This is a genomic window from Nocardia sp. IFM 10818 (assembly GCF_054655275.1).
This window is the reverse complement of record NZ_BAAHJH010000001.1, coordinates 4,053,835-4,075,380: the sequence shown is the minus strand read 5'-3', so window position 1 is coordinate 4,075,380 and position 21,546 is coordinate 4,053,835. Positions and strand designations below refer to the sequence as shown.

The window sequence follows — 21,546 nt, the reverse complement described above, 5'->3', positions numbered from 1 at the left end:
GCGGGCTGAGGGCCTAGCGGCCCAAGGGGCGCGGCGGGGGCGGCGGCCACTGCTGGTCGCCGGGCTGCTCCGGGCGGCGCGCCTGCGGCCCCTGTTGGTGCTGGCCCGGTGCGGGCTGCTGCGGGCGCGGCTGCTGCTGCGGCCCGCCTTGCTCCAACTCCTCCTGCTTGTCCGAGCGCAGCCGCGAGCCCTGCGGCAGCGCCCCGGTGTCCACCGGAGCCCGCGCATCGGCCTCGGCGGCGCGCACGGCGCGTTCGGCGGCCGGATCGGTGGCGGTATCGAACCAGTCGGCGACCTCGTCAGAGTCGTCCTCGGGCCGTTCGGTGGTCTCCCCGTCGGGCGCGGGCTCGTAGCGGAACACGCCGTCCTCGCCCTTGGTGGCGAAGCCGCGGGCGAACCCTTCCAGGGCCTTGCCGAAGTCGCTGGGCACCAGCCACACCTTGTTGGCGTCGCCCTTGGCGACCAGCGGCAGCGTCTGCATGTACTGGTAGGCCAGCAGCTCGGGGGTGGGCTTGCCGGACTTGATGGCGGCGAAGACCTTCTCGATGGCCTTGGCCTGGCCTTGCGCCTGCAGGTAGGCCGCGGCGCGCTCGCCCTGGGCGCGCAGGATGCGGGACTGCCGCTCACCTTCCGCGGACAGGATCGCGGACTGCTTGGAGCCCTCGGCCGCGAGGATCTGCGCTTGCTTCTGGCCCTCGGCGGTCTTGATCGACGCCTCGCGCTGGCCCTCGGCGGTGAGGATCATGGCGCGCTTCTCGCGGTCGGCCTTCATCTGCTTCTCCATCGATTCCTGAATCGACGGCGGCGGATCGATGGCCTTGAGTTCGACGCGCGACACCCGCAGTCCCCAGCGCCCGGTGGCCTCGTCGAGCACGCCGCGCAGCTGGCTGTTGATCTGATCGCGGGAGGTGAGCGTCTCCTCCAGGGTCATGCCGCCGACCACATTGCGCAGCGTGGTGATGGTCAATTGCTCAACGGCGGCAATGTAATTGCTGATCTCGTAGACCGCGGCCTGCGGACTGGTGACCTGGAAGTAGACCACCGAGTCGATCTGCACGGTCAGGTTGTCCTGGGTGATCACCGGCTGCGGCGGGAAGGACACCACCCGCTCGCGGAGGTCCACCTTGGCGCGAATGCGATCGGCGAACGGCACCAGGAAGGTCAGCTGCCCGGACACGGTGCGCGAATACCGGCCCAGCCGTTCGATGACCGCCGCCTCCGCCTGCGGCACCAGCGCCACCGACTTGAACACGACCACCACGACCAGCAGCACCAGGACGGCGGCGACTATCAATACGGCCATCTGTTATGGACCTTTCCACACGACGGCGTGCGCGCCGTCGATCCTCATGACATAGACGGTCGTGCCCTCGGAATAGCTCTCCGACGAGTCGAATGGGCGGGCACTCCATACTTCCCCGTCCAATTTCACCCGGCCGCCGTTCTCGTCGACCGTCTCGAGCACCTTCGCGGTCTTGCCCTGCAACGCGTCCACATTGGTCGGCGTCGGCGGTGGAGTCGCGTAGCGCCGCAATAGAACTGGGCGAACGAGCAGGATCAGGGCCGCGGCCGTGATGCCGAAGACGATGGCATCCACGACCACCCCGGTCCCGGTCAGACCACTCCAACCGGCCGTGACGAGTGCGGCGCTACCCAGCATGAGCAGGGTGAGATCACCGACGAGCATCTCTGCCGCCGCGAGGAGAATCCCCGCGACCAGCCAAATGATTGCGGCCACGACATCAACAGTAATCGTTCCCCGGTCCGTCGGCCGAAGATCGGCGGTGCGCATATCCGGGCCGCCCGCCCCGCCGCAATCCCGCCACCGGTGCGAGCGTCGGCACGGCGACCGCGTTCCAGGTGCCGAAGCGAGCACCCAGGCTGCGACCGGCTCCCGCGGGCCCGATTCCGATCGCGAGCACCACACCCCGCACCGAACATCCGAACCGAGCGCGCAAGCCGCGACCGCGGCCCCCAGGCCCGATTCCGATCGCGAGCACCACACCCCGCACCGAACATCCGAACCGAGCGCGCAAGCCGCGACCGCGGCCCCCAGGCCCGATTCCGATCGCGAGCACCACACCCCGCACCGAACATCCGAACCGAGCGCGCAAGCCGCGACCGGGTCCCGCGGGCCCGACTCCAGTCGCGAGCATCGGACCCCCGCGCTGGACATCCGCGGCGGATCGCGCACGGATCGCCCGGATTGCCGATCGTTGCGTGGATCTCACGCCGCGCGCCGCGTCGCACCGGGCCGGTCGCCGCCCGGACCGGTACCTTCGTTCGGGTGAGTGGGCGTGACATCTATGGCGGCGACATCTTTTCCGGCCATTCCCGGACCCGGAAGCGCGAGGTTCCGAGGGTGGTGGCCGAACGCGATCTCGTCGCCGAGGACGCCGCCACCGGATTCTGCGGCGCCGTAGTGGGTTTCGATCGCAGCTACGACGGCGAGTTCGTGAAACTCGAGGACAGGCACGGCCGGGTGCGGCTGTTCGCCTTGCGGGAAGCGGCGTTTCTCATTGACGGGCAACCGGTCACGCTGGTGCGCCCGACCGCCGCGCCGCCCAAGCAGCCGACCCGCTCGGCGTCCGGTTCCACGCGCGTCGAGGGCCTGCGCGCACGGGTGGCCCGCGGCAGCCGCATCTGGGTCGAGGGCGTGCACGACGCCGCGCTCGTCGAGCGCGTCTGGGGCCACGACCTCCGCGTCGAGGGCGTGGTCGTCGAACAGCTCGAGGGCCTCGACCACCTCGCTGCCAGACTCGCCGAATTCGAACCCGGCCCCGGTCGCCGCGTCGGCGTCCTCGTCGACCACCTGGTCACCGGCTCGAAGGAAACCAACCTCACCACCGGACTCGGACCGCACGTCCTGGTCACCGGTCACCCCTACATCGACGTCTGGCAAGCGGTGCGTCCCGCCGCGGTGGGCATCGACGCCTGGCCCGACGTTCCCCGCGGCGAAGACTGGAAAACCGGCATTTGCCGCCGCCTGCGCTGGGGCACACCGCAAGACGGCTGGCGCCGGGTCTACAACGGCGTCAACTCCTTCCGCGACCTGGAGACCCCTCTCATCGGAGCCGTCGAACGACTGATCGATTTCGTCACAGAGCCTTAGCTGCCAGCCAGTTATCCTGTTGAACATGAGTTCCCCGAGCGCCACGCTGACGGTCTGGGCCGGCTCCTGGCTGGCGGGCCGCAGCGCACCCGACGACGTACTGGACGCCCTGCGCGTATGGGCGCCGCTGCAGACCGTCGCCGCCGGGGACCCGGTCACCGGCGGGCACACCGGGCTGCCGTGGGCCGCCGAGGAAGGCGCGGCCGGGGCCGGAATCATGGTGCTGCTCAAGCTGATCCGGGAGGCCCTGCACGGGCCCGACGCGCAGGTCCGCCTGGTGCTGCCGGTGCCCGGTGATGTGCGCGGACTACCGGTGGGAAGCGAATTCGCCGCCGCCGCAACCGAAGCCGGCGAAGGACTTTTCATCGGAGTGCCCGGCCAGGAGGGCACCGGACTGGTCCCGTTCTGGTCCGACGACGAAACCCTGCAATGGCGGGTCTACGCGACTCCCATCCCGCCGGCCATCGAACCGGATATGCCACTGGGCGAAGCCGAGTACTCGATGCGGCAAGCCGTACGCGAGGCCGCCGACGCCTTGCAGCGCTTGCAGACCACCGGACTCGGCTCGGGCGGCACGCCACCCCGAGACCTCATCGAGGACGAGCTGGCCGCGTATTCCCGCCACGGCTACCCGGATTCGATGCCCCTGCGCGCCCGGCGGATCCTCGATACCGCCGATCAAGTCGCAGCGATCCTCACCGTCGCCGAGCGCGAACCCGCTGCCGCGCCGACCTCCGCGACCGCGGCCGCCGCCCAGGAAGCACTCCTGCGCCCCCTCTGGAACGCCATCCGCGCGGCCCGCCTGGCAGCAGTCCACGCCCGCTGACGAAACCAAGGGCGTCAAACCCGCCCAACAAGCCCTCCCGCCCCCGTTCATCCCGCACCCGCCGAGCTGAGCACACGCCGGTCCAGACCCAGCGGCAATTTGACGCGCTCGACGAGACACCCTTGCCGCTCAATCGAATTCACCATCACCATATCGTGCGCGCGTGCTCGCAATCGGCATGCTGGTACCGGAAGTGGCGAGCGGCGCACAAGCAAGCGGCGGCGCACAAGCAAGCGGCGGCGCACAAGCAGGCAGCGGCGCACAAGCAGGCAGCGGCGCACAAGCAGGCAGCGGCGCACAAGCAGGCAGCGGCGCACAAGCAGGCAGCGGCGCACAAGCAGGCAGCGGCGCACAAGCAGGCAGCGGCGCACAAGCAGGCAGCGGCGCACAAGCAGGCAGCGGCGCACCAGCAGGCAGCGGCGCACCAGCAGGCAGCGGCGCACCAGCGGGCAGCGGCGCGCCCATGGAGTGATCGGCGGCTGGGACGCCAGGTTGCCGACCGCAGGTGCGCTGGTGCGAGCCCCACGTTGAGTGTGGCCTCCGCCCGGCCGGGACCACTCGCGCCCGCCGCGATCTGAAATATCGCCGACCGGGAACTGGTGGCGGTGCCTTCTCGCGATTCGCCGCCACAGTTTCCCGGTGATCGCACGTCCAGCTCGGTAGGGGCCGATTACTCGGAGGCGGCGGCGGTCTGCTGCTCGTAGTAGGGCTGCATGGAGGGGAAGTAGTCGGCGAAATCGGGGAGATCGCCGCCGGTGCGGGAGGCTACGAGCATGTCGAGGTAGTACTCCCAGCCGGGGCCGACGCCGGCGGGGTCGGCGTCGGGGTCCAGGTGGTGGGTGAAGCGGAGTTCGGTGGTGTCCGCCTGCTGGGCGAGTTCCAGTTCGAGGTGCCAGCTGCCGTGTTCGTCGACGGCGGTGAGGGTCAGGTGGCGAGGTGGTTCGCAGGCGACGATGTGCATTTCCAGCCAGGGCTGGGATTCCTCGAAGAGCATCTGCACCTTGATGTTTCGGCCCGGTCCGGGCTCGCCGGTCCAGGGGCCGTACCAGCGGGCGGTGCGGTCGGGTTCGGTGACGCTCGCCCAGACGTCGTCGATGGGGGCGCGGAAGGTGCGGGTGAGGATCAGGTCGCGGCCGGCGGGGGTGCGCAGAATGCGGCCGGTGGGGGTGGTGGTCATGCGGTGTTCTCCCTTGTGGTCCGGTTGTCCGGGGATCCGGCGCGGCGTTCGCGGCGGGTTCGGTAGACCTCGGTCTCCAGGGCGTCGAGGTGTTGTTCCCAGGGGGCGCGCCGGTCGAATTCGGCTATCCAGTCCGAGATTTCGCGGAGCGGCTCGACGTCGAGGGTGTAGAAGCGCTGTCGTCCGGCCGATTCGTCGTGCACGAGCCCGCTTTCGCGCAGCACGCGCAGATGCCGGCTGATGGCGGGCCGGCTGATGTCGAATCGTCCGGCGATCTCCCCGGCGGTCAACCGGGCCCCGCGGAGCATGGTGAGGATCTCCCGGCGGACCGGATCGGCAATGGCCGCGGCGGCTTCGTCCACCCGGAAAGCGTAACACATCGGTTACGCGTCTAGGCGGGCGAAATCTGAGCAGCACCGCGCCCGTGCGCGGCACGGGCCTCGTCGCCGCAGGTCCGGAGGCGTTTTCCGGGCGCACCCGGAGAGACCGAACGCGAGTTGTCAGCGCGCTCGCACGCCATGACGCTGAGGGGGTGGACTACCTCCGATATGTGAAGTTCCTGCCCTCCCACTACTTTCCGGAGTCACCGGCCGCACCCGCCTCGACCTGGTGGGAGTGGCGCGGCCGCCGGGTTCATGTGGCGCGGGCGCTCGCCCCCGAGGCGGCGGTGCGCGTACTGGCGATCCATGGCGCGGGTGGTCATGCGGGACTGCTGTGGCCGCTCGCCGCGCAGGGCGCGCGTGAGGGCGCCGAGATCGCCGCCATCGATCTGCCGCTCTACGGCGACACCGCCGAACCGCATCCGCGGTCGGTGCGCTACCGGGACTGGGTCGATCTGTTGTGCGAGTTCGTCACCGCCGAAACGGAATCCGATGATCGGCCGCTGGTGCTGTTCGGTGCGAGCGTGGGCGGCATGCTGGCCTACGAGGTCGCGGCCCGGACCGGCGCGGTGGCGCATGTGGTAGCGACGTGTCTGCTCGATCCCGCCGATCCGGCGGCCCGGCGCGCCGCGGCCCGCTGGTCGTTCACCGGGCCGCTGGCGCCGACGCTGTTGCGCACGATGGAGCCGTTGCTGGGCGGTGTGCGGGTGCCGATCCGCTGGCTGGTCGACATGCGGAACATGAGCCTGGATCCGCGACTGTCCCGGCTGTGCGCCACCGATCCGAAAGGCGGTGGCGTGCATGTGCCGCTCGGATTCCTGGGCAGTTTCCTCGGTTACCGGCACACGCCGCCGGAGGACTTCCGCGCCGCACCGGTGACCTTGGTGCATCCGGCCGCCGATCGCTGGACGCCACCGGAGCTGAGCATCCGATTCCTCGAACGCATCGCCGCACCGACCGACCTCGTACTCCTCGACGGCTGCGGGCATTTCCCCATCGAGGAACCCGGCGTGACCCAATTGGCCGACGCATTGCGCGACGTCCTCGAGACTACCGGCTCGACTCCCCCAGCAGCCGGTTCACCAACTCCGTGACCTGCCCCATATCGACGGACCGATGGATGAGCACCCGATGCAGGTGGGTGTCGACCCCGTGCACCACGGTTCGGGCCATGAATGCCGGGTCGGCCCCACCCCGATCGCACCGCACGAGGTGATAGGTGATCTCGTCGACCAGATAATCCTCGAATGCGCGAATCGCGGCCAGCTCGGCCGCATTCCGCGGCGCCAGCCGATGCATGAGCCCGTGCAGCACCGGCCGATCCCGGTGCAGATCCACCACGACCTCGACGATCGCGGACAGGGTCTCCTCGAATGGTGGCTCGGTCCGCCGCAGCCGCGCGAACACCTCGCCGAGCCGCGCGCCGCCTTCGCTCACATGCCGTTCGGCCACCGCGTGCAGCACCGCGAACTTATCCGGAAAGTACTGGTAGAGCGTGCCGATGGACACACCGGCCCGCTCGGCGATGCGATTGGTGGTGGCCGCGAGACCCTCGCGCGAGAACACCTGGGCGGCGGCCTCCACGATGATGGTCACCGTCTCACGAGACCGCCGCTGCCGCGGTGTCCGGCGTGGGGCGTCGCTCATCTCTTCACGGTAGCCGCAGGCGATTCCGGCGCGGCGGCCGGTGCGGCCACCAGTGACAGGGCACGCAGCAGGCACAGCCAGCCGATTCCGCCGATCGCCATGCGGACGTAATTGAGGCCGGTCCACCAGGTCACGAAGGTGTCGATGCGGTCCGGGCTCCAGTCGCCGCCGCCGGATTGGAACATCAGCATCTGCGGAACGAAATAGGCGTGGCTGACAACGGCGTAGACGGTCATCGTCGCGGCGCCGGCGAGCCACCACGGCCGGTTCACCGCCGGGGTGCGCCAGGCGATGACCAGGTTCACCACCGCGAGCAGAGCCACCACCGGGGAAACGAAGGGCCAGAAGGCGCGTCCCGCCCGGTGCATACCGGATTCCTCCATGGTGGCGAGCACCTGCTCCGGCGGTGCGGTGGACCACAATTCGACAATCGCGAGCTTCTCGTACCAACCGGCGCCGAACTGTATGCCCACGAAGATCACCAGCAGCCACAGCAGGATCGTGCGCGTCCTCGTCATGTTCTCGATCAGGGACGACCCGGACCGAAACCCTGAAATCACTCCAGGCGCAACTGCGGATACAGGCCACGCGCACCGTGGTGTTCCACTCGGCGGTCGCGGCGCGGCTGGGCATGACGGTGACGGATCTGAGCTGCCTCAACCTGGTGAGCCTCGAAGGGCCGCAAACGCCCGGGCAGCTGGCCGAACGCATCGGCATCACCCGCGGCGGCGCGGTGACGGCGATGATCGACCGGCTCGAGCGCGCGGGATATCTACGCCGCGAACCGGATCCGGCCGATCGCCGCCGGGTGCTGATCGGATTGAACGACACGGCGCGCACCGCGGTGTCCCCGCTGTTCGCCACCCTCGGCGCCGCGATCGGCGCGGACCTCGAGGATTACGACGACGGCGAACTGGACCTGCTGCTGACGTTCGTCGCCGCCACCAACGACCGCGTCGCCGACGCCACCGACACGCTCCGCGGCGGATCCTGACCCGGGTTCGGCGCGGAATTCCCGTGGGAATCGGGTTCTCGTCGCACCGGTTCGGGACCGAGTTTGCTTCCGGCGCAATCACTCGGGCATCTTAGGGCGCGGTGCCGGGGCGTCCGGTCGGCACGCCCCGCCGTGTTGCCCGGGCGGGGACGGTTCGTTCGTGGGAGTTACTGTGCGCGCTGCTACCCCGGGGCCATTGTTGTCCACCGGGTCGGAAACTCGGGATCGGCTGCCGGAGAGCACATCCGAGCACCCGTATCGGGATGACCTGGATGGGTTGCGCGGGGTGGCGATCGCGCTGGTGGTGGCGTTCCACGTGTGGATGGGGCGGGTGTCCGGCGGCGTGGACGTCTTCCTGGTGCTGTCCGGATTCTTCTTCACCGGAATGCTCTTGCGGCACATCGAGAAGACCGGACGTGCGGGTGCGGGGGCAACACTGCGGCGTACCGGTCGCAGGCTGCTGCCGGCGCTGGTGGTGGTGCTCGCCGCGATCGCCATTGCCACGGTGGTCGCGCGGCCGTACACGCAGTGGAGCGACATCTCGGCACAGTTGCTGGCGTCGGGCTTCTATTTCCAGAACTGGTATCTGGCCATTGCGGAGCTGGATTACGCGGCGCCGGATCCGTCGATCAGCCCGCTGCAGCATCTTTGGTCGATGGCGGTGCAAGGCCAGTTCTATCTGGTGATCCTGGTGGTGATCGCCCTGTGGGCGCGGGTGCGCCCGCAGTGGGACCGGCACCGCGTGGCGCTGTTGTCGCTGCTGCTCCTCGGCGCGGTCGTTTCCTTCCGGTATGCCGCCATCGGCTCGGCCCAGCATCAGGCGTGGACGTATTACGACAGCGGCGCCCGGGCATGGGAGCTGCTGACCGGGGCGGCGCTGGCGGTGGCCGTTCCCTGGATCTCCCTTCCGGCCTGGATGCGGTGGGCCGCAGGGATTCTCGGCCTGGGCATGGTGGTCAGCTGCGGTCTGCTGATCGACGGCGCGGCACACTTTCCGGGCCCGGCGGCGCTGTTCCCGGTCGCCGCCACCCTCCTGCTCATCCTGTCGGGCCTGCACGTCCCGGCTGCCGGGCGCCCATGGGCGAATCGCGTTCTCGCCAGCCGGGTCTGCACCGAGCTCGGCGTTCTCGCCTATCCGCTCTATCTCTGGCATTGGCCGATCCTCATCTTCTACCTCGCCGAAACCGGGCGTGAGCATGCGCGATTCGGCGACGGACTGCTGGTGATCGCCGTATCCCTGCTGCTGGCGCTGGCGACGGCACGGCTGATCGAGGCGCCCTTGCGGCGACGATCGGGCACGAATGCGACCGCGCCCACGTGGTATCGCCGCGGCGCGGGTGTGCTGGCGGCGACCGCCGGGGTGAGCGTGCTGGTCTCCGCCTCCGGCTGGCAGGTGGTCGCCATGACGAATCCGCCCCAGCCGCCGCAGGTGCTCGTGCCCAACCGGTATCCGGGAGCCGCCGCCCTGATCGACGGGATCGATCCCGCGCCCGAACCCTTGCGCCCCTCCTTGCTCGAGGGCTTCGCGGACGCGCCGGCGCCGACGCTCGACGGCTGCATCACTCCGGACCGGGAGGTGCGCAGTTGCACCTACGGCGACACCGCCGCCCACCGTGCCATCGCGGTGGTCGGCGGCTCGCATTCCGAGCAGTGGATTCCCGCCCTCGAACTCCTGTCCCGCGATTACGGATTCCGCGTGGTCACCTTCCTCAAGGAGAACTGCCCGCTGACCTTGGCCGACCAGCCCTCCTACGAAGAAGCGCCGTTCCCCGAATGCCGGGAATGGTCGGAGGAGGTGCTCGAGCGGCTCGCGGTGGATCGACCCGACTGGGTGTTCACCGTTTCCACACGCTTTCGCCCGTACGCCGACGGCGACGAGGTGCCGCCGGAGTTCCTGGATGTGTGGACCGCGCTGTCGGAGCGCGGCCTCAATGTGCTCGCGCTGCGGGATACTCCGCGGTTGCGGCACGGCGGCGTCTTCTACCGCGCCGTGGACTGCCTGGCCCAGCGCGACACCACTCCGGAGAGCTGCGGCGTGCCGCGCGCCGTCGCCCTGGACCTCCTCGACCCGGCGGAAGAGCCGGCCGCGGCCTACCCGAACATCTATCCGCTCGACCTGTCCAATGCCATCTGCCGTTCGGACCGTTGCCGTGTCGCCGAGGGCAATGTCCTGATCTACCGCGATGAACACCACCTCACCGCCAGCTATGTCCGCTCCCTGGCGCCCGAGCTGGGGCGGCAGATCGCGGCCGTCACGCAGTGGTGGTAAGTAGCCGTCGGCAGTAGTGGCACGTGGCGCTCGACCGTGGCGGCACGCGGCCGTCGACCGTGGCGGCACCCGGCCCTCGACAGCGGCGGCGCCCGGCCGTCGACAGGGGCGGCACCCGGCCCTCGACCGTGGCCGCACCCGGCCCTCGACAGCGGCGGCAGCCGTCACGCCTGGGCGGTCAGCGCCGAGAAGCTCAGTGCGGCAGAGACTTCCGCCGCAACGCGCTCGCCGGAGCGCACTGCGCCTTCGAAGTAGCCGGTCCAGCGCGGCGCGGTTTCGGTGCCCGCCCAATGGACCCGGCCGGTGGCGGCGCCCGCGCGGGTGAGCGCGGACAGGTGGCCGGGCTTCGGCAGGGCCGAGTATCCGCCGCCGACGTGCGGGTCGAGATGCCACGACTTCTCGTGCCAGCTCAGCGGATTCATCATGCGGTCGCCGAGGTGGCGGGACAGCGCGCGGAGAACGATGTCCCGGCGGTCGGCGGGCGTGAGCGCATCGAGAGCGCGGGCGGCACGGCCCGGGACCAGGACTCCCACATGCCCCGGCCCGCCGGGCGGCGAGATGTCGAATGCGGCGGGCACCGGGCCGTCCAGGGAGACGAGTTCGCCGCTGAGGCCGCGCTCCCGCCAGAACGGCGCGTCGTAGACGGCGATCGCTTTGTACATGGTCCCCATCACGGTATTGCGTTCCGCGGCACTGCGTTCCGGCGGCAACGGCGGGTCGTGCCGGATGCCCGCGGCGACCGGCGGCGGCACCGTGACCACTGCCCGCGCCGCATGGACCGGTCCGGCGGGCGTATCGAGAACGACACCGTCGACCGTGCGCGTGATGGCCGTCGCCGGACGGTTCAGGTGCACGCGGGATCCGAGGTCGGCGGCCAGCGCCCGCGCCAGGCCGCCGGCGCCGCCGGACAGCAGGCAGTCCTGCGCGCCGCCCGCGGTGCCGAGCATGACGCGCAGGCCGCCCGCGGAGGTGATCCCGGTCGTCAATGCCCGTAGCGACACCTGATCGAGATCGATGGCCAGCGCCTCGGACAACACCACGTCCAGCAGCCGCCGGGTTCGTTCGCCCGGTATCCGGGATAGCCACTCGGCCACGGTCGTCCGGTCCGAACCCCGGCCGGTGCGAGCCATCAACTCCAGCCGCAGCAGGGCGATTCCCGCGGAGGCCATCGTCCCCGGCATGGTCTCGAGCCTGCGGGTCCCATCGACCATCAGGGTCGTCCCCGCCGTGTGCGTCGGGAACAGCGTCATGCCGAATTCGGCTGCGAGCGCACTCATCCGGGTGTGATCGTGCCCGATCCACTGCCCGCCCAGATCGACCGGCGTGCCCGCCGCCGACACCTCGGTGAGCGCGCGCCCGCCGACCCGGCCCGCCGATTCCAGCACCAGCACGTCGACACCGCGAGCCCGCAAGGCCCGCGCCGTGGTGAGCCCGGCGAAGCCCGCGCCGACGATCGCGACGGTCGTCTTGTCCATGACATCTCCCTTTCGTAAAACACATGTTTTAAAACCAGTGTTTCACAAAACGCTATGCTGTGCCCATGCCCCGTCAGGTCGATTCCGCCGAACGTCTCGCCGCGGTCGGCGACGCCGTGGTGTCCATCGCCGTCACCGATGGCTTCGGCGCGGTGACCATCCGCGCGATCGCCGAGCGCCTCGGCTCCTCCACCTCGGCGATCACCTACGTCGTCGGCGGCCGCGACGAGGTGCTGCGCACCGCGGTCCGCCAGGAGATCGAGGCCCGCCGCGCGCAGGCCGAGGCCGCCATCGGCGGCGCGAGCGGTGCGGCCGGACTGCGCGCCTTGATCGACTGGGCGGTCCTCACCCCCGGCGAGCGCACCCATCGCCTCTGGCTGGCCCTGGTGCTCGCCGCCCGCACCGAACCGGTGCTGCGCGCCGAACTCGACGAGTTCAACCGCTGGTGGGATGAGCGCGTGCGAAACCTGCTCGCCGAGACCGGAATCCCCGACATCGCCACGGCCTGCGACGTGCTGGACGTGACGGTGGACGGCTTGGTGGTCACCGGATTCGACGAAGGACTCCCCTGGCCCGCCGACCGCCGCCGGCGGGTGCTCGACGCGATGTGGTCCGCCCTCGGACTCTGAGGTGCGCCGCCGCGCCGGATGTCAGCGCGTCGCGGTGGCGGCGCGCAGTCGGTCGAGGCCGTCGAGAATGAGGTCGAGGCCGAATTCGAACTCGGTCTGGTCGTCGCACCAGCCCAGGGTCGCCTCGGCCGAATCCTCGTGCGCCGCTTCGGTCACCATGCCCGCGATGTGCGGGAATCGGTCGGCCATGGCCAGGAGCTGAGCGGCTGCCTCGTCCTCGCTCTGGTCCGTGGGCGGACCGAACAACTCCTGCGTGAAACCCAGTGCGCGACTGCCGAGGGCGTGCATGGCGTGATGGGCCTGGTCGTAGGTGAAGCCGCCGATCCGCAGCAGCCCGATCACCGCGTCGAAGTAGGTGATGAGCGAGAGCGTCATCGGGGAGCGCGTACCGATGAGCGCCGGGGCCCACGGATGCCGGAGCAGGATCGTGCGGGCGGTGAGAATGCGCTTGCGCAGCACCGGTTTCCACTCGTCGGCCGAGCCCGCCACCAGGGGCGCGACGGCTTCGTTGATGGTATCGACGACCACCTCGGCCATGCCGTCGAGCAGTTCCGCCTTGTTGGCCACGTGGTAGTAGAGCGACATCGCCTCGACACCCAGATCGGTGGCGACATTGCGCATGGTGACCGCCTCGACCCCGTCCCGGTCGGCCCGGGCGACGGCGGCCTGCAGAATCTGCGCCCGGCTCAGCCGGGGACGTTGATCGGTGACCATAGCGCTCCAATTTACCGTACGCGGTAAGGTTCCCCGCTCTTGACAGCCTTACGTTGTAATGCTTCCCTTACGTCATAAGACTTACAACGTAAGAGAGTGGTGTGGTCATGTGGATGTGGATCGCGATCGGCGCGGGGGCGCCGGTGTGCCTGGCTCTGGCCGCGGGCGTGTTCCTGGTGGTGGTGATGCGCACGGGCTACGCCCCCGGGCTCACGGCGGTGCGCCGCTTCAACCGCTGGTTCACCAACCCGCGCGCCATGAAGGCCGCCGGTCGCCCCGGCGCGGGCGCCTCGGTGATCCGGCATACGGGCCGGTCCAGCGGCAAGGTCTACGAGACTCCGGTCGGCATTACCGAAGCCGGGGACGACTTCCTCATTTCGCTGCCCTACGGCCCGCGCACCGATTGGCTCGCGAATCTCGCGGCGGCCGGAACCGCCGAGGTGATTCACGAGGGCGGGGTCTACGAGGTGTCCGAGCCCGAACTGGTGCCCGCCGCATCCGTCGCCCGATATCAGTCGCGTTCGGAACGGCTCGGGCTGTGGCTCTTCGGCGTGGACGAGGTGCTGCGGCTGCGCCGGACCGCGATCGAGCGCTGACGCCTCGACCCGAGCAGGAAGGAAAAAAACCATGGCCTCGTACGCGATTCACGCCGAAGGGCTGCGCAAGGAGTTCGGCGGGACCGTCGCGGTCGACGGTGTCGATCTGCGGGTTCCGGACGGTGGTGTGTACGGGTTTCTCGGACCGAACGGCGCGGGCAAGACCACCACCATCCGCATGCTCGCCACGCTGATCCGTCCCACCGCGGGCCGGGCGCTCATCTTCGGCCACGATGTCGTCGCCGAGACCGAGGCGGTGCGCGCCCGCATCAGCCTCACCGGCCAATACGCTTCGGTCGACGAGGATCTCACCGGCATGGAGAATCTCGTGCTCATGGGCCGGCTGCTCGGCCACCGGCGGCGCGCCGCCGCCGAACGGGCCCGCGAACTGCTGGCCGCCTTCGGTCTGGAAGCGGCGGCGGACCGGCAGGCGAAACGCTATTCCGGTGGTATGCGCCGACGGCTCGACATCGCCGCGAGCATCGTGGTCACCCCGGCGCTGCTGTTCCTCGACGAACCGACCACCGGCCTCGATCCGCGCAGCCGCAATCAGGTCTGGGATGTGGTGCGGGCATTGACATCCGGCGGGACCACGGTGCTGCTGACCACCCAGTATCTGGAGGAGGCCGACCGGTTGGCGGACCGCCTGGCGGTCATCGACCACGGCCGCGTCATCGCCGAGGGCACGACCGCCGAACTCAAGCAGTCCGTCGGCGCCGGAGCGGTCCATGTCCGGCTGCGCGAGCCGGAACGGCGAAGTGACGCGCAGGCCATCTTGACCCGAGTCCTGGCCGTGCCCGTCCACGTCGCGGAGGACCCGGTGGCGCTGTCGGCCCGTCTCACCGATTCCGGCCGTGCCGGCGCCGCGCTGAGCGAACTCGCCCGCGCCGGAATCGAAGTCAGCGATTTCGGCGTCGGCCAGAGCAGCCTCGACGAAGTCTTCCTGGCCTTGACCGGACGCCACGCCCGATCCGATGCTCCCGAGGAGATCCCGGCATGAGTACCGTCGTCCCCCTCCCCGCCCCCGGTGCTGCCGATCCATTGCGCCCGCCGCGTCCGAGCGGAGCGGCCACCGCCATGACCTTCGCCTGGCGCGCCGTGCTGCGCATCAAGCATGTCCCCGACCAGCTTTCCGACGTGACCGTCTTCCCGCTCATGATGCTGGTCATGTTCACCTACCTCTTCGGCGGCGCGCTGGCGGGTTCCACCGGTGAATACTTGCAGTCGGTGCTACCCGGCATTCTGGTCATGACGGTCACCATGACCACCCAATCCACCGCGGTCGCACTCAATGCCGATATCACGAAAGGCGTCTTCGACCGCTTCCGCTCCCTGCCCATCTGGCAACCGGCCCCCCTGGTCGGAGCACTTCTGGCCGACCTGACCCGCTACACGATCGCCGCGACCATGATCGCGGGGGCCGGTGTCCTGCTCGGCTTCCGCCCCGATGCGGGCATGCCCGGACTCCTCGCGGGCACGGGCCTCGTCCTCCTGTTCGCCTGGAGCCTGTCCTGGGTCTGGACCACCCTCGCCCTCCTCGCCCGCACCCCCGAATCGGTCATGTTCCTGGCCATCCTCGTAACCTTCCCGATGAGCTTCGTCAGCAATATCTTCATCGACCCCGCCACCCTCCCCCGCTGGCTCGAAACGGTCGTCGACCTCAACCCGATCACGCACCTGGTCACCGCCGTACGCGGATTGATGCACGGCGACACGGTCGCCACCGAGATCGGCCGGGTGCTCGTCACCTGCACCGCGCTCATTGCGATATTCGGCCCGCTGACCATGCGGCTCTACCGCCGCGAACGCTGATCCGTAGCCTCTCGCACGCACCCCGTCGTCCGATCAATCGAGACTGCGGGGTGCTGCCGCCCGCTGAGAAACACCCCCACTGCCTGTCCCCCGCGGCGATGACCTCGGCGCCACCCGCCAACGGCTACCCGCCTCACGGCCTCTACCTTCAGGATATGACACAGGCCGGGGCTTGCGGCAAGACCCGGGCGATGCGGCAGAATCGCTCGTTCCACCAGGTAGAGGAAGGATTCACGTGTCCGGAATGCTCGATGATGGACCGTTCTTCCACGGCACGATCGCGGATCTGCGCGTGGGCGAGTTCCTGACTGCGGGCCGCCCATCCAACTACCGCCCGGAGATCGTGATGAACCACATCTATTTCACCGCTCTTGTCGATGGTGCAGGCCTCGCAGCGGAAATCGCCGTAGAACTGGCAGGGGGGTGACGCGATTCCGCGGGTATACGCGGTCGAGCCGACCGGGGAATTCGAGAACGACCCGAACGTAACGGACAAGAACTTTCCCGGTAACCCAACCCGGTCGTACCGCAGTAGCGCACCGTTGCGCATCGTTGGCGAGGTCACCGACTGGACACGGCTCACACCCGAACAGTTGCAGATCTGGCGGGATCGGCTATCGACCGTCGTGCGTGGCGAGATCCTGAATTGACGAAACCACGACGACCAGGCAGAAGTACCCAGAAAGCCTCGTAGGAGGTGTGGCGCGCGTAAGCAGCAGACCCGCACGCAATTCGGCATGTGCGAGCGTATCGACAGCATCCAGCTGTGAAACACCATCGACCGGGAACTGGTGGCGTGCCCTTCTCGGTCTTTGCCGCCACCAGTTCCCGGTCGACGTCGTTTCACGGGCCGAGAATCCGACTCCTCTGGTCGCCGGCTCGCCGCATCTGGCAATAGTCGACCATAGTGAGATAGGGTGGGCGAGTTGTCTTACAGGAGAAGGGGGTTGGCCGTGTCGGTGGCTGCGGCGGTGAAGAGGTATGTCGGTGAGCTCGGTGGCGCCTTCATGATCGGCCGCGAGGCCAAGGAATTCGGGGCAGCGACGGGAGTCGACGGCTACTGGGGACCGTATACCCGCGGGCGAGGCGGGGTGCTCGGCGATGTGGACGCCGATGTCGTGGTCGCGGCGTTCGGGTTCTTCCCTCCGGAAGCCGTACGCGCGCATTGGGAGTCGGTGCCCGCACCGGCCGCCAAGGTCGCTGCGGACTATCTCACCGCCTGCCAGGATTTCGGGCGCCGCAAACTCGCCGACTTCGCCGACGCCGACCGGCTCGCCGAACTTCTGCGGCCGGTGGTCGAGGGCGCGGATGTGGCGGGGGCACCGCTGTTCGCGGGCTGGCGCGCAATGCCCCTGGCCGCGGATGCGCCCGGGCGTGTGGCGCAGCTCCTGCATGTGCTCCGTGAGCTCCGGGGCGGCTTGCATCTGATCGCGGTGCGCGCCCAAGGACTCACTCCCCTGCAGGCCGTTCTCATTTCGGGATCGCCGCTCAAGGGCGGCGCCGACCATGCACGTTGGTACGGCTGGCCGGAACCCTTCGAGGACATCACGCCCGACCTGCGGAAGCGCTGGGAGGCGGCCGAGACGCTCACCGACGAACTGATCGCTCCCGCCTTCGCCACCCTCGACGAAGAATCCGGTCGCGAACTCGTCGAACTGCTCGAAGCCGCCCACCACACCGCCTTCAGCCGCCGCTGACCGAGTTGGCATGCCTGCATCGCAGCCATATCGACGCCTTGACATCGAGAGGGAGCCAAATGAGTGCGTTGAGGTTGTGGCGCGCGCGACACAACCCGCGACGGAACTTAGGACAAAATCGGCCCTAGCTGGTTCCTACGGTGGTTTCACAGACGATCACCAGCAGTCGGCCGGCACCACTAGCGTGGAGGCTGTTCAACTGCCGGTCCGCCCGCCCAGGAAAGGATCGACGATCATGAGCATTATCGAAGCCGCCGATCACGCCGACCTCTTCGTCGCGCACAAGTTCGACGAGCACACCGTGGATCTCGGCGAGATCCGCATGAACTACGTCGCCGAGGGCGACCCGGCCGCGCCGCCGCTGCTGCTGATCCCCGCCCAGGGTGAATCCTGGTGGGGATACGAGAACGCCATCGGACTGCTGACCGACCGATTCCGGGTCTACGCGATCGACCTGCGCGGACAAGGGCGCTCGACCTGGACGCCGGGCCGATACACCCTCAACACCTGGGCCGGCGACGTCGAACGGTTCATCGACGTCGTTATCGGCAAGCCGACTGTGGTGGCGGGTAATTCTTCCGGCGGCGTGATCACCGCCTACCTGGCCGCCTACGCCAAACCCGGCCTGATCCGGGGCGCCATCCTGGAAGATCCGCCACTGTTCTCCGCACAGGCGACCCCACCCTACGGGCCGGGCATGGCGCAAACCCTCGGTCCGATCTTCGCGCTGTGGGCCAAGTGGCTCGGCCCGCAATGGTCGATCGGCAACTGGAAGGGCATGATCGAGGCCGCACCGCGTGAACTACCCGAATTCCTGCACCCCGGAATCGGATTCATGATGGGCGACGATACCGGTAACGCATCGGCCACCCCCGTGCAGCATCTGAAGGAGTACGACCCCGAGTGGGCCCAGGCGTGGGTCACCGACGCCGCGAACGCCGGCTGCGACCACGCCACCATGCTGGCGCAGAACAAGGTCCCGGCCTTGCTGACCCACCATTTCCACATGATCGACCCCACTACCGGTCAACTCATGGGCGCGATGACCGACATCCAGGCCCAGCAAGCCCGCCGCCTGCTCGAAACCACAGGCCAACCGGTGACCTACACCCCGCTCGACGCCCCCCACACCATGCACGAGCCCGAGCCCGAACTCTACGTCAGGGTCGTCACGGAATGGATCGCCACACTCGACTGATGGTCCGTTCGGCCGGACCGCAGCCCGGCCGGTCCGAACAGCCTTTGTAAGCGGCAAGGCAGTGCGTCGGGTCGATGCTTCCGTGTGCGTTGGCGGCGGTGTGGGTGGACGCCGCGAGATTCGCTGGCGTCCACCCGCATCGGGGGTGTTCAGTGGGATCGGGCGATCTGTTGAAGGGCGAAGCGGGTGCCGCACGGGTCGTCGACGAGTGCCCAGAAGCCGATGCCGGGAACCGGGTCTTTGTCCAGGACGATCGTCGCGCCCAGGTCCTTCAGCTTCGCCAGCGTGGCATCGATGTCGTCGGTGTCGATGTAGAGCACCGGTTTGCCGGGCACGTATTCGTTCTTGCCGCCCGCGGCGACCCAGTCTTCCTTGGCCTGATCGATCTGGTACAGACCGAGTTTCATGCCCGAGTCCGACACCATGATCACGTAGCCCTTGGTGTCGTAGTCGATCTTCCATCCGAAGGCCTTCGTGTAGAACTCCTTGATCTTCGGCATATCGCCGGGCGCGTAGACGTGGTCCACGAACGTGATGGGGTAGCCGGTCATGATCGAGCTCCTTTCGAGGGGTCGAGCGATGGAATCCGCCGGTCAGCGGACGATTTTGAGGCCCCAGTGGGCCATGAGGTCGCCGAGGGCCAGGCCGATGGCGGTGTGGAGGTGGGAGTACATCTCCTGGGCGCGGGAGCTGGCGATGCCGCCGAGGTCGAGGATCTGAGTCCAGCCGTACTCCTGCAGCAGGTGCGTGACGGCCTGTTTGGCGGCCGGGTCCTCGCCGGAGACGAAGATGAGATGGTCGCCGCCGCCGACGCTCTCGGGGTCGACGACCACGTCCTGTACCTGGGTGACGAAACTCTTGACGACCTGGGTATCGGGCAGGGCGCGCTGGATCTGTTCGCCGAGGCTGTCGCTCTCGACGGGGTCCAGGCCGGGCATCTCTCCCCACGGCGCGGGCCACGGGTGCTGGTAGCCGGGGTTGTAGACCATCGGCACGCCGTAGTCGATGAGGACCTTGCCCGCCAACTGCTTTCGCAGCGGGGTGAGGGCGGCGACGGCGCTGCGGCCGTCGATGCCGTTGATCACCAGCTCGCCGTGGGCCGCCGCGTCGGCGAAGGTCAACAGCGGAATGTCGGCGTGCTCGGCGTACCAGTCGCGGAACGGCGGTAGCCCGATCATCGGGTCGCCCTCGGTGCGGGCCAGGGTGGCCTGCGGGTCGCGGGTGCCGATGACCACCTCATGGTCCAGCGCGGCGAGCGCACCCGCGTGGGCGCGGCCACCGGCGCCGGTTCCCAGCACTGCGATCTTCATGTGCCTCTCCTTCGTGGGCTGTGTCCGTCGCCGGAGTGGCGATCGTCTTTGATGCATCAGTAAAGGTACATTTGTATCGATACTCGTGTATCATAATGTGACGGACGTCATGCGCCGATAGCTGGACGATTGCAAGAGGATGCAGGGATGGTCGAGAAAACAACTACGCGTCGCCGGCGCGATCCCCAACGTCGCCGCGAGGAGGTCATCACCGCGGCCGAGGAAGTCCTCGTCGAACGCGGGCTGTCCGGGCTCACCCACCGCGCGGTCGCCGAGAAATCCGGTGTCACCCTCGGCGCGACGACCTACTACTTCAAGACCCTCGACGACATCGTGCACGCCGCGCTACAGCGGGCCGCGGACCGTTTCGCCGCCTATGTCGATGAATTCCACGAGGCGCAGGGGTTCACCAGCATCGAGGAGTTGATTCCCGCGTTGGCCGAGGAACTGGTGAAGGCGTACACCGTCTTTCGCGACCAGACGGCGATGGAGTTCGAGCTCTACACCGCCGCCATGCGTGACGACGCGCTGCGCCCGCTCGCCGAGCGCAACATGCAGACCAGCATCGATTCCTTTGCCCGCTATACCGATCCGCTCACCGGGCAAACCCTGGCCGCGGTCGCCAGCGGCCTGACCGTGCGCGGCATGACCACCGCCGCACCACCCGACCGCGAACAAGTCGAAGCCATCCTCACCCGCGCCTACCGTGCCACGGCCTAGCCCGGTCCCTTGCCGGGCCGTGCCCCCGGAAACGCGCCGAACTCGGCAGTTCGGTGTATTCGGCGGCTGCGGCTCAGCCGACTCGATCCGCGCGGCCAGCGGCGTGGAAGGACGTTCTGTGCTTCGGGTGTCTGGACGTGGGGAACGTCCTCCTGATGCGCTTGTCGGGCTTGGTGTCCCATCGCGGGCCGGTGACCATGCCGCCCGAGCGGGCTTTGCCGGAACGAGCGTGGCGTGTGAACCAACGGGTCATCGCTGGCGGGTGCTGGGCAGTGGCTGCGGACCGCGGTATGTCGTTCGTGTGCGTGCAACCGGCGATGACTGCCTGGTCGCGCCGCGCGGAGGACCTGACCAGCAACAAAGCCGACGACAAGGATGCGGTGCTGATCGCGCGGCTCACCGCGCAGTTGCGGTGTCATATGCCCGAGCCGGTCGATGAAACCTGGGGCAGGCTACGGGGTTTGGGTGCGCGCCGCGACCATCTGATCGTGGGTGGTGGCGATGCGCGTGATCTACGGGACAGCGGCCGTCAGCCGACCCCTCGGCGTCCGATTTCTTCAAGACAGGGGTGTGCTTTCGCTCCTACGGTTCGAGTATGACTGTGCAACTGAATGTGATTGGCATTGTTGTCTGCGATATGGCTGCGGCCATTGGGTTCTATGAGCGGCTCGGGGTGGAGTTCGGGGAGGGGGCCGCCGGGGAGCCCCATGTGGAGGCGCAGGTGGGCGGGGGGATGCGGTTGGCGTTCGATACGGAGGAGACCATTCGGTCGTTCCATCCGGAATGGAGTGCGGGGCGCGGGGGTGGGCGGATCGGGCTGGCTTTTCAGTGTGCGGATCCGCGGGGGGTCGATGCGAAGTTCGAGGAGTTGGTGGGGGCCGGGTATCGCGCGGAGTTGAAGCCGTTCGATGCGTTCTGGGGGCAGCGGTATGCGACGGTTCTGGATCCGGATGGGAACAGCGTGGATTTGTTCGCGGCGCTGGGCTGATC

General features: G+C 68.7%; 25 protein-coding genes and 1 pseudogene. 16 read left to right on the top strand and 10 right to left on the bottom strand.

Annotated features, from left to right (window positions below; translation table 11 throughout):
• Positions 1 to 13 precede the first annotated feature (13 nt).
• Together ACYQ5L_RS18600 and ACYQ5L_RS18595 are read right to left on the bottom strand one after the other, a co-directional pair.
• Positions 14 to 1,303 carry an SPFH domain-containing protein gene (locus ACYQ5L_RS18600; protein WP_459958961.1) on the bottom strand — a complete coding sequence of 430 codons (1,290 nt, stop codon included), beginning with the start codon at positions 1,301 to 1,303 and terminating at the stop codon, positions 14 to 16.
• 3 nt (positions 1,304 to 1,306) lie between these two features.
• Positions 1,307 to 1,738: an NfeD family protein gene (locus ACYQ5L_RS18595; RefSeq protein ID WP_459958960.1), complete on the bottom strand. Its 432-nt coding sequence runs from the start codon at positions 1,736 to 1,738 to the stop codon at positions 1,307 to 1,309.
• A 549-nt stretch (positions 1,739 to 2,287) separates the two neighbouring features.
• Between ACYQ5L_RS18595 and ACYQ5L_RS18590 the strand changes: the two genes are divergently transcribed.
• The 3 genes from ACYQ5L_RS18590 to ACYQ5L_RS18580 all read left to right on the top strand — a co-directional run bounded on the left by ACYQ5L_RS18590 (position 2,288) and on the right by ACYQ5L_RS18580 (position 4,516).
• Positions 2,288 to 3,112, top strand: a complete 825-nt coding sequence (locus ACYQ5L_RS18590; RefSeq protein ID WP_459958959.1) for a DUF3097 domain-containing protein — start codon at positions 2,288 to 2,290, stop codon at positions 3,110 to 3,112.
• A gap of 25 nt (positions 3,113 to 3,137) precedes the next feature.
• Positions 3,138 to 3,938 (top strand): hypothetical protein, encoded by an 801-nt coding sequence (locus ACYQ5L_RS18585; RefSeq protein ID WP_459958958.1) that lies wholly within the window; start codon positions 3,138 to 3,140, stop codon positions 3,936 to 3,938.
• Between the two features lie 122 nt (positions 3,939 to 4,060).
• Positions 4,061 to 4,516 (top strand): hypothetical protein, encoded by a 456-nt coding sequence (locus ACYQ5L_RS18580; protein ID WP_459958957.1) that lies wholly within the window; start codon positions 4,061 to 4,063, stop codon positions 4,514 to 4,516.
• 92 nt (positions 4,517 to 4,608) lie between these two features.
• On the opposite strand, the gene ACYQ5L_RS18575 is transcribed toward ACYQ5L_RS18580, so the two are convergent.
• Positions 4,609 to 5,115 (bottom strand): SRPBCC family protein, encoded by a 507-nt coding sequence (locus tag ACYQ5L_RS18575; RefSeq protein WP_459958956.1) that lies wholly within the window; start codon positions 5,113 to 5,115, stop codon positions 4,609 to 4,611.
• Complete coding sequence (locus ACYQ5L_RS18570; protein ID WP_459958955.1) at positions 5,112 to 5,477, bottom strand: metalloregulator ArsR/SmtB family transcription factor; 366 nt, start codon at positions 5,475 to 5,477, stop codon at positions 5,112 to 5,114. The genes ACYQ5L_RS18575 and ACYQ5L_RS18570 overlap by 4 nt, the downstream gene beginning before the upstream one ends.
• Positions 5,478 to 5,647: 170 nt before the next feature.
• On the opposite strand from ACYQ5L_RS18570, the gene ACYQ5L_RS18565 reads away from it, so the two are divergent.
• The gene (locus tag ACYQ5L_RS18565; protein ID WP_459958954.1) at positions 5,648 to 6,589 is read left to right on the top strand and encodes an alpha/beta hydrolase; all 942 of its coding nucleotides are present in this window, start codon (positions 5,648 to 5,650) and stop codon (positions 6,587 to 6,589) included.
• Here ACYQ5L_RS18565 and ACYQ5L_RS18560 read toward each other — a convergent pair.
• Positions 6,546 to 7,142, bottom strand: a complete 597-nt coding sequence (locus tag ACYQ5L_RS18560) for a TetR/AcrR family transcriptional regulator (RefSeq protein ID WP_459958953.1) — start codon at positions 7,140 to 7,142, stop codon at positions 6,546 to 6,548. The genes ACYQ5L_RS18565 and ACYQ5L_RS18560 overlap by 44 nt on opposite strands.
• Positions 7,139 to 7,660, bottom strand: a complete 522-nt coding sequence (locus tag ACYQ5L_RS18555; RefSeq protein ID WP_459958952.1) for a DUF1772 domain-containing protein — start codon at positions 7,658 to 7,660, stop codon at positions 7,139 to 7,141. Before ACYQ5L_RS18555 ends, ACYQ5L_RS18560 begins: the two co-directional genes overlap by 4 nt.
• A 77-nt stretch (positions 7,661 to 7,737) precedes the next feature.
• On the opposite strand from ACYQ5L_RS18555, the gene ACYQ5L_RS18550 reads away from it, so the two are divergent.
• Together ACYQ5L_RS18550 and ACYQ5L_RS18545 are read left to right on the top strand one after the other, a co-directional pair.
• Positions 7,738 to 8,136 carry a MarR family winged helix-turn-helix transcriptional regulator gene (locus tag ACYQ5L_RS18550; protein ID WP_459958951.1) on the top strand — a complete coding sequence of 133 codons (399 nt, stop codon included), beginning with the start codon at positions 7,738 to 7,740 and terminating at the stop codon, positions 8,134 to 8,136.
• A gap of 172 nt (positions 8,137 to 8,308) precedes the next feature.
• Entirely contained in the window at positions 8,309 to 10,405 is a 2,097-nt protein-coding gene (locus ACYQ5L_RS18545) for an acyltransferase family protein (protein WP_459958950.1), read from the top strand.
• Positions 10,406 to 10,569: 164 nt separating this feature from the next.
• Here ACYQ5L_RS18545 and ACYQ5L_RS18540 read toward each other — a convergent pair whose 3' ends face one another.
• Positions 10,570 to 11,880 carry a flavin monoamine oxidase family protein gene (locus ACYQ5L_RS18540; RefSeq protein ID WP_459958949.1) on the bottom strand — a complete coding sequence of 437 codons (1,311 nt, stop codon included), beginning with the start codon at positions 11,878 to 11,880 and terminating at the stop codon, positions 10,570 to 10,572.
• A gap of 65 nt (positions 11,881 to 11,945) precedes the next feature.
• Here ACYQ5L_RS18540 and ACYQ5L_RS18535 point away from each other — a divergent pair, with 65 nt between their 5' ends.
• The gene (locus ACYQ5L_RS18535; protein WP_459958948.1) at positions 11,946 to 12,509 is read left to right on the top strand and encodes a TetR/AcrR family transcriptional regulator; all 564 of its coding nucleotides are present in this window, start codon (positions 11,946 to 11,948) and stop codon (positions 12,507 to 12,509) included.
• Between the two features lie 21 nt (positions 12,510 to 12,530).
• On the opposite strand, the gene ACYQ5L_RS18530 is transcribed toward ACYQ5L_RS18535, so the two are convergent.
• Complete coding sequence (locus tag ACYQ5L_RS18530; protein ID WP_459958947.1) at positions 12,531 to 13,223, bottom strand: TetR/AcrR family transcriptional regulator C-terminal domain-containing protein; 693 nt, start codon at positions 13,221 to 13,223, stop codon at positions 12,531 to 12,533.
• A 107-nt stretch (positions 13,224 to 13,330) separates the two neighbouring features.
• On the opposite strand from ACYQ5L_RS18530, the gene ACYQ5L_RS18525 reads away from it, so the two are divergent.
• From ACYQ5L_RS18525 to ACYQ5L_RS18500, 6 genes and pseudogenes are all read left to right on the top strand, one after another.
• Positions 13,331 to 13,819 carry a nitroreductase/quinone reductase family protein gene (locus ACYQ5L_RS18525; RefSeq protein WP_459958946.1) on the top strand — a complete coding sequence of 163 codons (489 nt, stop codon included), beginning with the start codon at positions 13,331 to 13,333 and terminating at the stop codon, positions 13,817 to 13,819.
• A 31-nt stretch (positions 13,820 to 13,850) separates the two neighbouring features.
• The gene (locus ACYQ5L_RS18520; protein ID WP_459958945.1) at positions 13,851 to 14,819 is read left to right on the top strand and encodes an ATP-binding cassette domain-containing protein; all 969 of its coding nucleotides are present in this window, start codon (positions 13,851 to 13,853) and stop codon (positions 14,817 to 14,819) included.
• Positions 14,816 to 15,631: an ABC transporter permease gene (locus ACYQ5L_RS18515; protein ID WP_459958944.1), complete on the top strand. Its 816-nt coding sequence runs from the start codon at positions 14,816 to 14,818 to the stop codon at positions 15,629 to 15,631. The genes ACYQ5L_RS18520 and ACYQ5L_RS18515 overlap by 4 nt, the downstream gene beginning before the upstream one ends.
• A 244-nt stretch (positions 15,632 to 15,875) precedes the next feature.
• Positions 15,876 to 16,281 (top strand): annotated as a pseudogene (gene arr / locus ACYQ5L_RS18510) (NAD(+)--rifampin ADP-ribosyltransferase).
• 303 nt (positions 16,282 to 16,584) lie between these two features.
• Positions 16,585 to 17,328: an SCO6745 family protein gene (locus ACYQ5L_RS18505; RefSeq protein WP_459958943.1), complete on the top strand. Its 744-nt coding sequence runs from the start codon at positions 16,585 to 16,587 to the stop codon at positions 17,326 to 17,328.
• A 235-nt stretch (positions 17,329 to 17,563) separates the two neighbouring features.
• Entirely contained in the window at positions 17,564 to 18,526 is a 963-nt protein-coding gene (locus ACYQ5L_RS18500) for an alpha/beta fold hydrolase (RefSeq protein WP_459958942.1), read from the top strand.
• A 149-nt stretch (positions 18,527 to 18,675) separates the two neighbouring features.
• On the opposite strand, the gene ACYQ5L_RS18495 is transcribed toward ACYQ5L_RS18500, so the two are convergent.
• Positions 18,676 to 19,077, bottom strand: a complete 402-nt coding sequence (locus ACYQ5L_RS18495; RefSeq protein WP_459958941.1) for a VOC family protein — start codon at positions 19,075 to 19,077, stop codon at positions 18,676 to 18,678.
• A 42-nt stretch (positions 19,078 to 19,119) separates the two neighbouring features.
• Positions 19,120 to 19,836: an NADPH-dependent F420 reductase gene (locus ACYQ5L_RS18490; RefSeq protein ID WP_459958940.1), complete on the bottom strand. Its 717-nt coding sequence runs from the start codon at positions 19,834 to 19,836 to the stop codon at positions 19,120 to 19,122.
• 147 nt (positions 19,837 to 19,983) lie between these two features.
• Here ACYQ5L_RS18490 and ACYQ5L_RS18485 point away from each other — a divergent pair, with 147 nt between their 5' ends.
• The 3 genes from ACYQ5L_RS18485 to ACYQ5L_RS18475 all read left to right on the top strand — a co-directional run bounded on the left by ACYQ5L_RS18485 (position 19,984) and on the right by ACYQ5L_RS18475 (position 21,544).
• The gene (locus tag ACYQ5L_RS18485; RefSeq protein WP_459958939.1) at positions 19,984 to 20,556 is read left to right on the top strand and encodes a TetR/AcrR family transcriptional regulator; all 573 of its coding nucleotides are present in this window, start codon (positions 19,984 to 19,986) and stop codon (positions 20,554 to 20,556) included.
• A 290-nt stretch (positions 20,557 to 20,846) separates the two neighbouring features.
• Positions 20,847 to 21,155 carry an IS110 family transposase gene (locus ACYQ5L_RS18480; RefSeq protein WP_459958938.1) on the top strand — a complete coding sequence of 103 codons (309 nt, stop codon included), beginning with the start codon at positions 20,847 to 20,849 and terminating at the stop codon, positions 21,153 to 21,155.
• Complete coding sequence (locus ACYQ5L_RS18475; protein WP_459958937.1) at positions 21,152 to 21,544, top strand: VOC family protein; 393 nt, start codon at positions 21,152 to 21,154, stop codon at positions 21,542 to 21,544. The genes ACYQ5L_RS18480 and ACYQ5L_RS18475 overlap by 4 nt, the downstream gene beginning before the upstream one ends.
• Positions 21,545 to 21,546 lie beyond the last annotated feature (2 nt).